The following is a 12,631-nucleotide window of genomic DNA, read 5'->3' as shown; positions in this document are numbered from 1 at the left end:
TCATGCACTCACGGCTGTCCCATCTCCAGCCTCTCCGCACCCTCCCCACCTTGCTGCAAGAATCGGCAGCCAGGTCGAGACTATGATCGACTTTTCCAAAATGACGATAACGGAATGATGCTACAATTAAATCCATAATCCATTCACGCGAAAGACCATGCGGTTCTATAGTAGTTCCTAAATCGTCGAATGCGCCCGGTGGGGGCGGAAGCCGTTCATCACTCAGTTTTGAGGGGAGAGGCGATGGTTGGCAATCTGATCCTATTTGCTTTTTGCATTTTTATGGCCTGGCTGCTGTACCGCTTTCCGCTCAGGAAAGCCAAGACGCCGGAAGCCTACCGCCTGCTGTTCTTGTTCTTTTGTGTCCTCACCGCCATGCTCCTGTTCAATGCTTTTCTAGCCTACCTGGGGCTCAGCGGTTTGAACCGCGCCAGTATTAACGCGCCAACTGCCCGGTTATCCGACATGAAAAATATGAAAAGCGGTGACGCGATCCTGATCGCGGCCACAGTGAGTGAACGCAACACCCCCCTGCTGGGCGACTATTTGGCATACACCGACGAAAACCATCTGTGGTCGCCGATGGAACTTTGGCTGGACCTTAAAGACGAGAGTGTTGCCGTTACGAACGACACGTACCAGGCCAGCGTCTGGCCAATCGACGCCGGTGGGATGGCTTATCTGAAAGCCAAACAACCTGTGATTGTGGTGGGATTTGTAGAAAACACTCTAAACCTCGTCAATGGGGAGTGGTCGCAATCGGTGCGAGCAGACCTGATCTATGCGGGGACTTTTGAAGCCTTTGCCAAACGAGCCCAGGAGAAGCAAACCCTCGCCATGGTGATGATGGCCGCCAATCTCGTCGCCGCTGTCCTGTTAATCATTCTGCCTGTTCAGGAATGTTGGAAAGGGATGAACAGCGCCAAAGCTTCCCTCCCGCCGCGTTAAGGGTGGTCCTTCGCGCCCCCGCCAAGTGTCAGCCTTCTGGCTCCCCCCCGCCACCGCTCACCCCCATCCCTGGCCTTCATCGCCAGCCTCCCCGCCCCGCGCCGCATATATACCCGTCATTTTTCCTTACATCTGTGGCTGTCTACACGTTGCAAACATTTAACCTTAAGATTTTCCCCCCTCTATTGCATCCATAGAGCGTTTGTGCTAAAATACCTCTATCCCTAAATATACGGGGACAAACACCGCACACCCCCACCTGTGGGGGGTTATTTTTCACTAACCCAAATTTACGCAGTCCCCTTGCCGAACTCCAAATGCGGCCGCTTTGCGAGGTGTGTATGATTTGTCCCTATTGCCAGCACGATCAATCCCGCGTCCTCGACACCACCCACGACACCCGCGGCGGGGTGCGCCGCCGCCGCGAATGCGAGTCCTGCCACCAGCGCTTCAGCACCTACGAGCGTCCCATCCTGGCCACGCCCCTGCTGATCAAAAAAGACGGTACCCGCGAAGAGTTCGACCGCGAAAAATTGGCCCGCGGCATCCGCATCGCCTGCGCCAAGCGTCCCGTCTCTGCCGCCGATATCGAACGCCTCGTCGGTGAAATCGAAGTTGCCCTGCAGCGCATGGGCCGCGCCGAGGTCTCCGTGCGCGTGGTCGGGGATATGGTAGTCGCCGGTCTCAAAGAACTAGATCTGATCGCCTACGTCCGCTACGCCATCGTGTACCTGCACCTCGACGATTTGCAGTCCATCCGCAAAGAAATTGATCGTTTATTGGAAAACTAATTATCCCCTCCCAGGAGCGTGCCCTCATGTCCACCGATTCTAAAAACCGGCGTGCCGCCGTCCTCCCCACTCCCCCCATCCCCGCCGATCTTCCTTCGATTCAATTGACCGATAACGCCCGCCAGGTGCTCATCCGCCGCTACGTGCGCCGCGCAGATGACGGCTCTCCGGCCGAAACTGTGGACGAGATGTTCTGGCGCGTGGCCTACCACGTGGCCAAAGTGGAAGAATCCTGGAACGTGGACATCAACGCCCGCGCCCGCGAATTTTACACCCTGCTCACTGCCCGGCGCTTCTTCCCCAATTCGCCCACCTTCACCGGCGCGGGCACTCCCCTGGGTCAATTGGCGGCCTGTTTCGTGCTGCCCATCACGGATGATATGGGCCGCGAATCCACCGGCATTTTCCAAACCCTGCGCGACGCCGCCCTCATCCAGCAGACCGGCGGCGGCAACGGCTTCTCCTTCTCCCGCCTGCGCCCCCAGGGCTCCCTGGTCAAATCCTCCGCCGGTCAGGCCACCGGCCCGGTGGGCTTTTTGCGTGTCTATGATCACGCCTTCGGCGAGGTGGCTCAGGGCGGCTCGCGCCGCGGCGCCAACATGGCCGTGCTGCGTGTGGATCACCCCGATATCGAAGAGTTCATCTCCTGCAAGACCAACGAAAACCAGATCACCAATTTCAACATCTCCGTGGGCATCACCGACGCCTTCATGCGCGCCGTGGAAGCCGACGCCGATTGGGATCTGCGCTTCCCCGATGTTCACCACCCCGCCTACCGCGGCTTCTCCGGCACCCTGGAAGAGGCCGAGGCCGCCGGCATCCCCATCAAGACCTACCGCACCGTGCGCGCCCGCGAGCTGTTTGATCTGATTGTGCGCCAGTCGCACCACAACGGTGAGCCGGGCATGCTCTTCCTGGACGCCGCCAACCGTTACAACCCCGTCCCGCACCTTTACCCTCTGGAAGCCACCAATCCCTGCGGCGAGCAGTGGCTTGGCCCCTATGAAAACTGCTGCCTGGGTTCCGTCAATCTCGCTGAGCTTTTCGGCCCCGATCACAGCGTGGATTGGGAAGCCGTGCGCCATTCGGTGGAGATCGCCACCCGCTTCCTCGACGATGTGATTGACGCCAACCAGTACGTCCCCGCCGTGCCCCAGCTTTCCGAGGCCGCCCACCGCGCCCGCCGCATCGGCCTGGGCATCATGGGCCTTGCCGACCTGATGTACCACGTCGGCATCCGCTACGGCTCCCCCCAGGGTCAGGAATTCGCCGCCCAGGTGATGGAATTTGTCCGCTATCAGGCCATGCGCACCTCGGTGGATCTGGCCCGTGAACGCGGCCCCTTCCCCGCCATCCGCGGCTCGCTGTACGACCCCGCCAATCTGCGCTGGTCGCCGCCCGCCCCGCTGGAAGCCTATACCAGCGATTGGGGCCGCCCGGCGGTGGATTGGGAGGGCCTGGAGGCCGATCTGCGCCAGTACGGCATCCGCAACGCCGCCCAAACCACCATCGCCCCCACGGGAACCATCGCCACCGTGGCCGGCTGTGAGGGCTACGGCTGCGAGCCGGTTTTCGCCCTGGCCTATATCCGCCACGTCAACGACAACGGCCGCGATCTGCAGCTCACCTACACCTCGCCCCATTTCCAGCGCGCACTGGAAGAAGCCGGCCTGGACCCCGAAACCCAACAGGCCGTCTATGAACAGACCATGCGCGACGGTTCCTGCCAGGCGGTGGAAGCCCTGCCCGAATCCATCCGTCAGGTCTTCGTCGTCTCCGCCGATATTTCCGCCGAAGAGCACGTGCGCATGCAGGCCGCCATGCAGGCCTTTGTGGATAACTCCCTCTCCAAGACCATCAACTTCCCCGCTGAGGCCGGCCCCGAAGATGTGGCCACCGCCTACCTGCTGGCCTGGAAGCTGGGCTGCAAGGGCCTCACCGTGTACGTCACCGGCTCACGTGAAAAAGTGGTGCTGGAAACCCACGCCACCCTGCAGGCCAAGCAAAAGACCCCCGCTGCCGACGCCGCGGATCAGCTCCATATCTGGCACGACGCCAAAAAGCCCCGCCCGCGTTCCCTGCCCGGCTACACCTACACGGTGGAAACCCCCCTGGGCAAAGCCTTTGTCACCATCAACGAAAACGGCGGCTCGCAGCCCTTTGAAGTCTTCATCAACACCGCCAAGGCCGGCTCCGACACCGCCGCCGTCTCGGAAGCCATCGGGCGGCTGGTGTCGTACGTGCTGCGCATCGCCTCTCCCATCGAACCCTCGCGCCGCCTGAGCGAAATCACCCGCCAGCTGGGCGGCATCGGCGGCGGGCGATCCCTGGGCTTTGGCCCCAACCGCGTGCGCTCTCTGCCCGACGGCGTGGCCCAGGTGCTGGAAGAATATTTACAGGAACGCCAGGAGCGCCTGGCCCAATCCGATGCCGATGCCCCCATCCAGGCCCCCCTGCCCCTCATCCAGGCCGCCGCGGCAACACCGCCTTTGGCAGCTGTCAGCCTGCCCCGCATTGGCGATCTGTGCCCCGAATGCGGCCAGGCCGCCGTGGTGAACGAGGAGGGCTGCCGCAAATGTTACGCCTGCGGCTACTCAGAGTGCTGAGGGGTGGGGTGATCTTCAAATATCAATAGGGGATTCCCGCACCTGGCAGCAGCATCCCCCAGGCACGGGGGCATTGGAGGCATCCGCATGCAGCACCGCCGCCGTTCCATCCGCCTGCCCGGTTACGATTACACCCGGGCCGGCGCCTATTTCGTCACCATCAAGGCACACGGGCACGAAACCTCCCTGGGGGAAATCCATGACGGCGGCATGCATTTGAATGAATATGGCAAAATCGTTGAACACGCCTGGCAAGATTTGCCCGTCCATTATGCCCAGGTTGAATTGGGCACCTTTTGCATCATGCCGGATCATGTGCATGGAATCATCCTCCTGCATAATGTGGATGATGTGGTTGTAGGGGCGGGGGCCGTTGTAGTAGGGGCGGGTCTGAGACCCGCCCCTACGCCCACTACGCACACCACCCCTACGCCCACCGACCCTATACCCACCAACCCGCGCATATATCCGCTGTCCGAAATCGTGCGTGCCTTCAAATCCTTCTCCGCCCGGCGCATCAACGCCGTCCGCCAAGCCCCCGGCACGCCCGTATGGCAACGCAACTATTACGAACACATCATCCGCAGTGAGCAGGAATATCAGCAAATCCATCAATACATCCAGGCCAACCCGGCCAATTGGGCCGAAAATCCCCGCCGCCGTTAAGCCCTTGTGGACATCCTGTCAAAACAGCCAGTGGGTATTTGACTCTTCAAAACAGGGGGATATAATCAAACGAAAAAGGGTATCCTCATGACTCATCCGGTTCAACAGCAAGTTCTACAGATCCTCCGCCAGGATTGGGCGGAATACATCCCCCAATTTCGCCGCATGTCCCCCGAGGCGCAGACCGCCTTCCTGGCCGCGCAGGGGTACGCCCGTTTTGGCGACCTGCTGGCCCACATCGTGGCCTGGTGGCAGGTCGGCCATCAATCCATCCAGCGCTATCTCAGCGACCCCACCTTCCAACCGCTCCGATATGATGTGGACGCCTTCAACGCTGAAGCCGTTGCCCAGGCGGCTGCCAAAAGCGAGGATGAGATCGCCGCGTCCTTTGAGACCATGCGCACCGCCTTGATTGACTTCGTGGAACGCTTACCGGAAGCCGCTTTCGAGAATGAGAACGTGCTGCGCCAGCTTAACATGGAATTCACCGGCCACCTGGGCGAGCATCAGATCCCAGAACCGGAATAAGATGGTCATCCACCACCGATATTCAACCCCACCTGGACGCAGTGCGGCGCACTTGTTGCCTTCAAAGGAAAGGTTTTAACCCCGAAATCGGGTTCTTCGCTTAGGTATTTACCTGCCAAATCCCACCTGCCATGAATGCACACCATTGGGCAGAATACGATAGGAGAGATTGTAATGACAGGCAAAATGAATGACAACAAATCATTGTGGTGGTACTTTGGGGTTACTTTCGCTTTTTCTTGGATCTTCTGGATCCCTAATGCTTTGGCAGCACAGGGCATCTCCTTGCCCTCAGGGCTGTCGGATTTCCTCGCTGGGCCGTTCAACCCTGCCGCATTTGGTCCATTATTTGCCGCATTACTGCTAACTTATTTACAGCAAGGAGGTAAAGGCATTCTCCAACTCTTACAGCGAGGAATTGACTTTCGTTTCAAGAAGGTCTGGTTGGCAGCGATCTTGTTTCTTCCGCTCATCATCTTCAGCGGATCCATTTTTGCCGCGATATTGGTGGGCAAAAGGCCATTGGACCTATCGGTAATTTCTAATCCGCCCTACGCTTTGGTTGCCTTTTTTGTCATCTTGTTCACTGCCGGCCCTCTTCAGGAGGAGTTTGGTTGGCGAGGGTACGCGTTACCGCGCTTACAATCTCGCTTTAGTGCGCTAACATCCAGTATCATCCTGGGCTTTTTCTGGTGGCTGTGGCATCTGCCAGCCGTATTTATTCCCGGAAGGTTCATGGCGGACAATCTCGTTACCTTTTTTGCGCTGCTGGTAGTGATTACCCTTACATCAATCCTCTTCACCTGGTTATTCAATCATACCAACGGCAGCATTTTGGCTACCCTCCTGATGCACACTTCAATGAATTGGTCGATCTGGTTGGCAATGCCCAGTATGAAAATGGACCTGCTCACCATCGGGTTCATGAGTCTTTTTCTAGCAATTGCGGTTTTCCTAATCGTAAAGCGGTGGGGAGCCGCCAACTTGCGCCGTGAAAAAGCGTAGGGTGTTCGACAACCCCTTATACCTATAGACTCGACAGACGGGGACTTACCCGCCTATCGGGATTCTGCGCTGAAATTCCAGAAGGGGTTCCTGTTAAATCCCATACGCTGCGAAACCTTGCCGTTTGTCAGCCATCCCCCCAGATCTGAAAAAAGGTCCCCCATGCCCATCCTGCATGTTGAAATTGTCACCCGCCCCGACGAAACCCTCCCCCCAAACCTCGCCGCGGCCTTGGCCGACCGCGCTGGTCAAATTTTCAATTCAGAACCCGGCGGCACCTGGGTCAAAGTGTCCCTCATCGCCAGCCAAAACTACGCCGAGAATCTCACTCCATCGAACGAACTCTTTCCGGTGTTTGTCTCGGTGCTGAAAGCAGCCCTGCCCGCTCTGCCGGCTTTGCAGGCAGAGGCCGCCCAATTGGCCGCCGCCGTCGCCCAGGTCTGTAATCGTCCCCAGGAGAACGTCCATATCCTCTACCAGCCGGAAGGCACCGGCCGGGTCGCCTTTGGCGGAAAACTGCTGTCTTAATGCCTCTCTGCTGTGCCAATTACTCCCAAGCGCGCCCAAAAGTGCTACAATCGGTTCATCTGATCCGAAAGGTATGAGCGCCCATGTTCCGAGACATGCGCCGAAAAAAACAGCTGCTCTCTGAAGCAGAAACCATTGAGATCTTGCAAAGCTGCACCTCCGGCGTCCTGGCCGTCCTGGGGGATGAGGATTATCCCTATGCCGTCCCCTTGAGCTACGCCTACAAAGACGGCAAGCTGTATTTCCACTTTGCCACCGAAGGCCACAAGCTGGACGGCATCCGTAAAAACAGCAAGGTCTCGTTTTGCGTCATTCAAGCCGATACCGTCGTCCCCCACGCCTTCACCACCCATTACCGCAGCGCTGTCGTCTTTGGCAAGGCCCGCCTGCTCACCGATGACAGCGAGAAAAAATACGCCCTGCAGTGCCTGGTCGAAAAGTACTCCCCCGGCTTCGCCGCCGAAGGGGATGCAGAGATCGAGCGCGATTGGAAACGGGTGTGCGCGGCCGAACTTCAAATCGAACACATGACCGGAAAAGCGGCCATCGAAATCATTAATCAGCAGCGGCCGTCCGACGGCCCCCATGAATGAGGAACACGTGTCAAATTCCAATGTAGATTCCCAAGAATCCCTTCCCGACCTGCCCGAAGCCACTCTGGACGATCTGCCCGAACGCCTGCGCCCGGGCATCGCCCGCGCCGGCTGGAATGAGCTTATGCCTGTGCAGGCCCGCGCCATCCCCTACCTCTTTGCCCAGCGCGATATGATGATCCAATCGCGCACCGGTTCCGGCAAAACGGGCGCCTACCTGCTGCCCATTCTGGAGATGGTCAACCCCCTCCAGCCCACCACGCAGGCTCTCATCCTCGTCCCCACCCGTGAGCTGGCTGTGCAGGTTGCCTCCGAGGCCGAAATCCTCGCCACAGGCACCGGCGTGCGCACGGTGGCCGTGTACGGCGGCGTGGGCTACCGCGAGCAGTTGGCCGCATTCCAGGCTGGCGCTCATATCGTCGTCGGCACCCCTGGGCGCGTTCTGGACCACCTCCTGCGCCGCTCCCTCACCTTGCAGCACTTGCAGTTCCTCATCTTTGATGAAGCCGACCGCATGCTCTCGATGGGCTTTTACCCCGACATGCGCCGCGTGCAGCATTATCTTCCCGAACATGCCATCAGCACCTACATGTTCTCCGCCACCTTCCCCGCCCCCGTGCTGCGCCTGACCCACCAGTTCATGCGCAGCCCCGGCTTCCTCAACCTCTCCTCCGATCAAATCCACGTCTCCGAGATCGAGCACGTCTATTATTCCGTCCCCGGCATGGATAAAGACCGCTCCCTGATCCGCATCATCGAGGTGGAAAATCCCCTGTCGGCCCTCATCTTCTGCAATACCAAGGTGCGCGTCAACTACGTCACCACCGTCCTGCAGCGCTTTGGCTATGACGCCGACGACCTGACCTCCGATCTGGCCCAGTCCTCGCGTGAAAAAGTGCTCGACCGCGTGCGCCGCGGCACGCTGCGCTTCCTGGTAGCCACGGATGTGGCTGCCCGCGGCATTGACCTGCCGGAGCTTTCCCACGTCATCCAATACGAGCCGCCCGAAGACCCCGAAGCCTATATCCACCGCTCCGGCCGCACCGGGCGCGCCGGCGCCTCTGGCACGGCTATCACTTTGGTGACAGCGGTGGAACGCGCCGCTCTGCTGCGCATCGCCAAGCAGTTCAACTTCCCCCTGAACGAACGCCCCCTGCCCTCCGATGAGGATGTTCAGCACGTGGTCTCCGAGCGCATCATTGCCCTGCTGGAAGCCCGCCTGCGCACCCGCGACCGGCTGCAAACCGAGCGTATGGCCCGCTTCGTGCCCCTGGTGCCCACCCTGGCTCAATCCGGCGAGGATAATCACCTGCTGGCCATGCTCCTGGATGATTTTTACCAGCAGACCTTCCACGAGCCGCTCATCGCCCCTGATGAAGCCCCCAGCCGCCCGCCGCAGTCGCCTTCCTCTGCCGTGGGTTCAGGCCGCCGCTCCCGCAAGCGCCGCCCCCGCTAGCCGCGCCAGCCCAAAGGCAAACCCTCACGCCCTTCCGCACCCCGGAGGGCGTGTTTTTTTACCCCGATTCCGCCCATCCGGGGGGCTGAAATCCTGCCCAGATGGCCAGTGGCAAATTTTCACCCTGCGGATACAATCACAGCGTTGTAGAAAACTATTCAAAATTTGAAGCAAATATTCTTGTAGAAAGGTCGGGTTTTTTGGCGAAAGTTGCTCGGGTGGTTCACAATCTCACACGTTGATTGCGCCTGAAACGGAAAGGGCTGTCATTTCCTTTGCGTTGCCTGCCTGGCCTCGGGAGCGATCAATGCCCGTGGCCTTTTGATTGAAGCGGAGGCACTCTGCCTCCCTGAACCCCATCAATAAGAACCCTCTGCCAGTCACGGGAAAGCTCTCGCGGCTGGCAGTTTTGTTTAACCTGAGCATACACCATGAAACCTCAACCTACTACCATCGTTGATTCCGCCCTCTTTACCGGGCTCGTCATCCAAAAATTCATCCATCAAATCCAGGTTCTGGCCGGTGACCACACCCTGATGTGCGCCCTGCCTCCCCACCTGGCCGCGCACGTCGCCGCGGGTGACGTGGTACGCTGTGAAACCGCCCCCACCCCCGACCTGCCGCGCCTGGTGACAGTCCTGCCCCGCCGCTCCGAATATTCGCGCCCGGCGGCCGCCTCGCGCCCCGGTGCCCACGCCCCCCAGCAGGTCATCGCCGCCAACGTGGATTGGGTCATGCCCGTCTTTGCCGCTGCCAGCCCCACCCCCAAGTGGAATCTGCTGGACCGCTTTTTGGCGGCCGCCGAAGCCCAGGGCCTGCCTGCCCGCATCTGCATCACCAAATGCGACCTGACCTCCAGCGGCTCCCCCGCCGAGCTGGAACTGCACGAAATCCTGGATCTGTACCGCAGCCTGGGCTACCCGGTCTCCCTGGTCTCTGCCCAAACCGGCAGTGGGCTGGGTGAGCTATGCGGGCATCTGTCTCAAGGGACCACCCTGCTGGTGGGCAAATCTGGCGTGGGCAAAACCACCCTGCTGAACGCCCTCCTCCCCGGCGCGGATCAGTCCACCCGCGCGGTCAACGCCGTCACCGGCAAAGGCCGCCACACCACCACCGCGGCCCACCTTTACCCCCTCCCCGGCGGCGGCGCGGTCATGGATACCCCCGGCATGCGCGAATTTGGCCTGTGGGACATCACGCCCGAAGATATGGCTGCCTGCTTCCCCGAAATGCGCCCCCACTTGGGCCGCTGCCGCTTTGGCCTCAGCTGCCAGCACGACGAAGAACCCGGCTGCGCTGTGCGACAGGCCGTCATGCAAGGGGCCGTTCACCCCCGCCGCTACCAAAGCTACCTGCGCTTGAAAGCCGAGGCCGCATGAAACACTACACCCACCCCACCTTTGGCGATTTCACCTGCTGCCACTGCCGCCAGTTTGTCACCGCTCAGGCCGCCTTCTCCGGCGTGCAGAACCGCAACCACTGCCCGGTGTGCCTCTATTCACGCCACCTGGATCTGTACCGCGCCGGAGACCGCCTGGCCGCCTGCAAAGCGCCCATGCGCCCCGTCGCCCTCACCCTCAAGCGCTCGCCCAAAAAATACGGGCCCGACCACCACGGGGAGCTGATGATTGTCCACCGCTGCCAGGACTGCGGCACCTTCTCCATCAACCGCGTGGCCGCCGACGACTGCGCGGACAGCCTGTTTGCGGTTTTCCGCGCTTCGTTGAGCCTCAGCGCCGAGGTCCTGGCTGCCCTCGCTCAGCAGAGCATCCAAATCCTCACCACCGCCGATGAAGACGCCCTGCACGCCCGCTTGTTTGGCTGTCAGAGCCTGCGCATCCCCGATTGGGCGGTGAGTTAACCCTATAAAACCCAGCCCTGATGGGGTCTCCTCCATCAGGGCTGGCCGACTTTTCATGCCGCTCAGGCGACGGCCCGTTCAGGCAGGTGTTCCACCGCCAGCAGGATCAAATCCGCCGCTTCTTCCACGTCTAGTTTGCCGGTGTTCAGCACCATATGGTAATGCTGCGGATCGTCCCAGCGGATATTATAAAACCGGCTAAGATACTCCGCCGAGGCTGCATCCCGCATGGCAATGCGGTCCTGCGCATCGCGCCGTACCTCAATATCCGCCTTATACGCCTGCCGCGCCTGGCGCAGTTCCTCTTTTACCCGCTGAATGCGCTCTTCCTCCGGTGCGACGACACGCACATGCAGCACATCGGGTTGATCCGCCAACAGCGCCTGGCCGCCCCGCCCTACAATGACCACGTTGCCCACCTGATAGGCGTCGCGGATAGCGAATTGCACCAACTGCAGCGCAGCCGATTCGCTCAGCGCCAGCTCCTGCACGCTGCGCGTTCCAGAGGCGTCTTCCTTCCACAGCCGCACCTGGGCCACATCCTGCGACCCGCCAAACACCCGTTCCAAAAAGCTCTTAGCCTTGTAGCTGGTCTCGGCAAAGTCAAAGATCTCCTGCTCCGAAAGGCCCAACACCGCTGCCGCCCGCACCATTAAGCGCTTGTCAAATATGCGGTAGCCCAACCGCTCACACACGCGCAGGGCAATTTCATTCCCCCCGCTGGCATACTGCCGGGAAATAGTAATCACGGCCATCTTGCACCTCCTCTGCAAACAAAAACCTCCCGCCGAACCGGTGGGAGGGAAATGGAGCCAAATCAGGCGGAGAAATGCACACCCGCAGCGCCGCAGCCTGTTTTATTTAGATGTCCACTATCATCATAACACATCCCCCTCTTGGTTTCAACCGCCTGCCAGCCCCCTTGACATTTCGCCCAGAACAGGTAGACTGGATGCACCCATTCCACCCGCCCAAGGAGCACCCTGCCGTATGCCCATCCAAACCTATGCCCTGGAACCCAACGGGCCCCTGCGCCTGGAAATTTCCTGGGCCCCCAACTGGACCCAGTTCACCGTCAAACTGGACGGCGTGGAAGTGGGCCGCGTGGAAAATAAAAAAGCCCTGACCGCCGGGCAAGATTTTCCTCTGCCCGACGGCTCCACCCTGCACGTGCAGCTCTTTACCGGCCTGGCCGCCGAGCTGGCCGTGCTGCGCAACGGGCAGCACCTGCCCGGCACCGCCGCCCACCCCGAAACCCGCCTCAAAAACGCCTTCAGCCTCATCCTCCTGGTAGGCGGGTTTAATTTCCTCACCGGCCTGCTAGCCCTGCTCTTCCGCTGGCAAGTGCTCGTCAGCATGGGCATCGGCATGTACCAGCTCGGCTACGGCGCCCTGCTGCTGGCCCTGGCCTACCTCACCCGCCGCCTGTCGTGGTGGGCACTCCTGGCCGCCGTGGTTCTGCTGGGGCTGGATGCCGTGCTGGGCCTCTTCATCGGCCCAGGGCAAGGCTCCATGATGAATTTCTACAGCAGCATCGTGCGCCTGATGATCACCTTCTTCGTCGCCCAGGCTCTGCCCGCCGTCAAGCAGCTGCAAAGCCGTCCATCTGCGTAGGGTGCCCCGCTCATCCTGATGTCATTGCTTGCCCC

13 protein-coding genes are annotated in these 12,631 nt (G+C 60.4%); 12 read left to right on the top strand and 1 reads right to left on the bottom strand.

Features of this window, described 5'->3' with window-relative positions; translation table 11 throughout:
• The first annotated feature begins 243 nt into the window (after positions 1-243).
• From ADN01_RS15030 to ADN01_RS14975, 11 genes are all read left to right on the top strand, one after another.
• Positions 244-948, top strand: a complete 705-nt coding sequence (locus tag ADN01_RS15030; RefSeq protein WP_062418846.1) for a hypothetical protein — start codon at positions 244-246, stop codon at positions 946-948.
• 341 nt (positions 949-1,289) lie between these two features.
• Positions 1,290-1,739, top strand: a complete 450-nt coding sequence (gene nrdR, locus ADN01_RS15025) for a transcriptional regulator NrdR (protein WP_062418850.1) — start codon at positions 1,290-1,292, stop codon at positions 1,737-1,739.
• Between the two features lie 26 nt (positions 1,740-1,765).
• Positions 1,766-4,345: an adenosylcobalamin-dependent ribonucleoside-diphosphate reductase gene (locus ADN01_RS15020; protein WP_062418851.1), complete on the top strand. Its 2,580-nt coding sequence runs from the start codon at positions 1,766-1,768 to the stop codon at positions 4,343-4,345.
• Between the two features lie 87 nt (positions 4,346-4,432).
• Positions 4,433-5,011 carry a transposase gene (locus tag ADN01_RS15015; protein WP_062418852.1) on the top strand — a complete coding sequence of 193 codons (579 nt, stop codon included), beginning with the start codon at positions 4,433-4,435 and terminating at the stop codon, positions 5,009-5,011.
• An 87-nt stretch (positions 5,012-5,098) separates the two neighbouring features.
• Positions 5,099-5,539 (top strand): hypothetical protein, encoded by a 441-nt coding sequence (locus ADN01_RS15010; RefSeq protein WP_062418853.1) that lies wholly within the window; start codon positions 5,099-5,101, stop codon positions 5,537-5,539.
• 174 nt (positions 5,540-5,713) lie between these two features.
• On the top strand, positions 5,714-6,544 hold the full coding sequence (locus tag ADN01_RS15005) for a type II CAAX endopeptidase family protein (RefSeq protein ID WP_062418854.1): 831 nt from the start codon (positions 5,714-5,716) through the stop codon (positions 6,542-6,544).
• A 162-nt stretch (positions 6,545-6,706) separates the two neighbouring features.
• Positions 6,707-7,072, top strand: a complete 366-nt coding sequence (locus ADN01_RS15000; protein WP_062418855.1) for a hypothetical protein — start codon at positions 6,707-6,709, stop codon at positions 7,070-7,072.
• Positions 7,073-7,155: 83 nt separating this feature from the next.
• Positions 7,156-7,665: a pyridoxamine 5'-phosphate oxidase family protein gene (locus ADN01_RS14995; protein WP_062418856.1), complete on the top strand. Its 510-nt coding sequence runs from the start codon at positions 7,156-7,158 to the stop codon at positions 7,663-7,665.
• A 7-nt stretch (positions 7,666-7,672) separates the two neighbouring features.
• A complete protein-coding gene (locus ADN01_RS14990; RefSeq protein ID WP_201778690.1) occupies positions 7,673-9,121 on the top strand; it encodes a DEAD/DEAH box helicase in 1,449 nt (482 codons plus the stop codon).
• A 431-nt stretch (positions 9,122-9,552) separates the two neighbouring features.
• Entirely contained in the window at positions 9,553-10,500 is a 948-nt protein-coding gene (gene rsgA / locus ADN01_RS14980) for a ribosome small subunit-dependent GTPase A (RefSeq protein WP_075071245.1), read from the top strand.
• Positions 10,497-10,982, top strand: coding sequence for an RNHCP domain-containing protein (locus ADN01_RS14975; RefSeq protein ID WP_062418860.1), 486 nt, complete (start codon positions 10,497-10,499; stop codon positions 10,980-10,982). The genes rsgA and ADN01_RS14975 overlap by 4 nt, the downstream gene beginning before the upstream one ends.
• Positions 10,983-11,044: 62 nt before the next feature.
• Here ADN01_RS14975 and ADN01_RS14970 read toward each other — a convergent pair whose 3' ends face one another.
• Positions 11,045-11,737, bottom strand: coding sequence for a cytidylate kinase-like family protein (locus ADN01_RS14970; RefSeq protein WP_062418861.1), 693 nt, complete (start codon positions 11,735-11,737; stop codon positions 11,045-11,047).
• A 235-nt stretch (positions 11,738-11,972) separates the two neighbouring features.
• Here ADN01_RS14970 and ADN01_RS14965 point away from each other — a divergent pair, with 235 nt between their 5' ends.
• The gene (locus tag ADN01_RS14965) at positions 11,973-12,596 is read left to right on the top strand and encodes a hypothetical protein (RefSeq protein WP_062418862.1); all 624 of its coding nucleotides are present in this window, start codon (positions 11,973-11,975) and stop codon (positions 12,594-12,596) included.
• The last annotated feature ends 35 nt before the right edge of the window (positions 12,597-12,631 follow it).

Source organism: Levilinea saccharolytica (assembly GCF_001306035.1).
Taxonomy (GTDB): domain Bacteria; phylum Chloroflexota; class Anaerolineae; order Anaerolineales; family Anaerolineaceae; genus Levilinea; species Levilinea saccharolytica.
The sequence above is the reverse complement of the archived record's forward strand: the minus strand, read 5'-3'. Positions and strand labels throughout refer to the sequence as shown.

Coding starts and splice junctions, on each gene's coding strand:
- ADN01_RS15030 (WP_062418846.1), top strand. CDS start 244: ATGGTTGGCAATCTGATCCTATTTGCTTTTTGCATTTTTATGGCCTGG.
- nrdR (WP_062418850.1), top strand. CDS start 1,290: ATGATTTGTCCCTATTGCCAGCACGATCAATCCCGCGTCCTCGACACC.
- ADN01_RS15020 (WP_062418851.1), top strand. CDS start 1,766: ATGTCCACCGATTCTAAAAACCGGCGTGCCGCCGTCCTCCCCACTCCC.
- ADN01_RS15015 (WP_062418852.1), top strand. CDS start 4,433: ATGCAGCACCGCCGCCGTTCCATCCGCCTGCCCGGTTACGATTACACC.
- ADN01_RS15010 (WP_062418853.1), top strand. CDS start 5,099: ATGACTCATCCGGTTCAACAGCAAGTTCTACAGATCCTCCGCCAGGAT.
- ADN01_RS15005 (WP_062418854.1), top strand. CDS start 5,714: ATGACAGGCAAAATGAATGACAACAAATCATTGTGGTGGTACTTTGGG.
- ADN01_RS15000 (WP_062418855.1), top strand. CDS start 6,707: ATGCCCATCCTGCATGTTGAAATTGTCACCCGCCCCGACGAAACCCTC.
- ADN01_RS14995 (WP_062418856.1), top strand. CDS start 7,156: ATGTTCCGAGACATGCGCCGAAAAAAACAGCTGCTCTCTGAAGCAGAA.
- rsgA (WP_075071245.1), top strand. CDS start 9,553: ATGAAACCTCAACCTACTACCATCGTTGATTCCGCCCTCTTTACCGGG.
- ADN01_RS14975 (WP_062418860.1), top strand. CDS start 10,497: ATGAAACACTACACCCACCCCACCTTTGGCGATTTCACCTGCTGCCAC.
- ADN01_RS14970 (WP_062418861.1), bottom strand. CDS start 11,737: ATGGCCGTGATTACTATTTCCCGGCAGTATGCCAGCGGGGGGAATGAA.
- ADN01_RS14965 (WP_062418862.1), top strand. CDS start 11,973: ATGCCCATCCAAACCTATGCCCTGGAACCCAACGGGCCCCTGCGCCTG.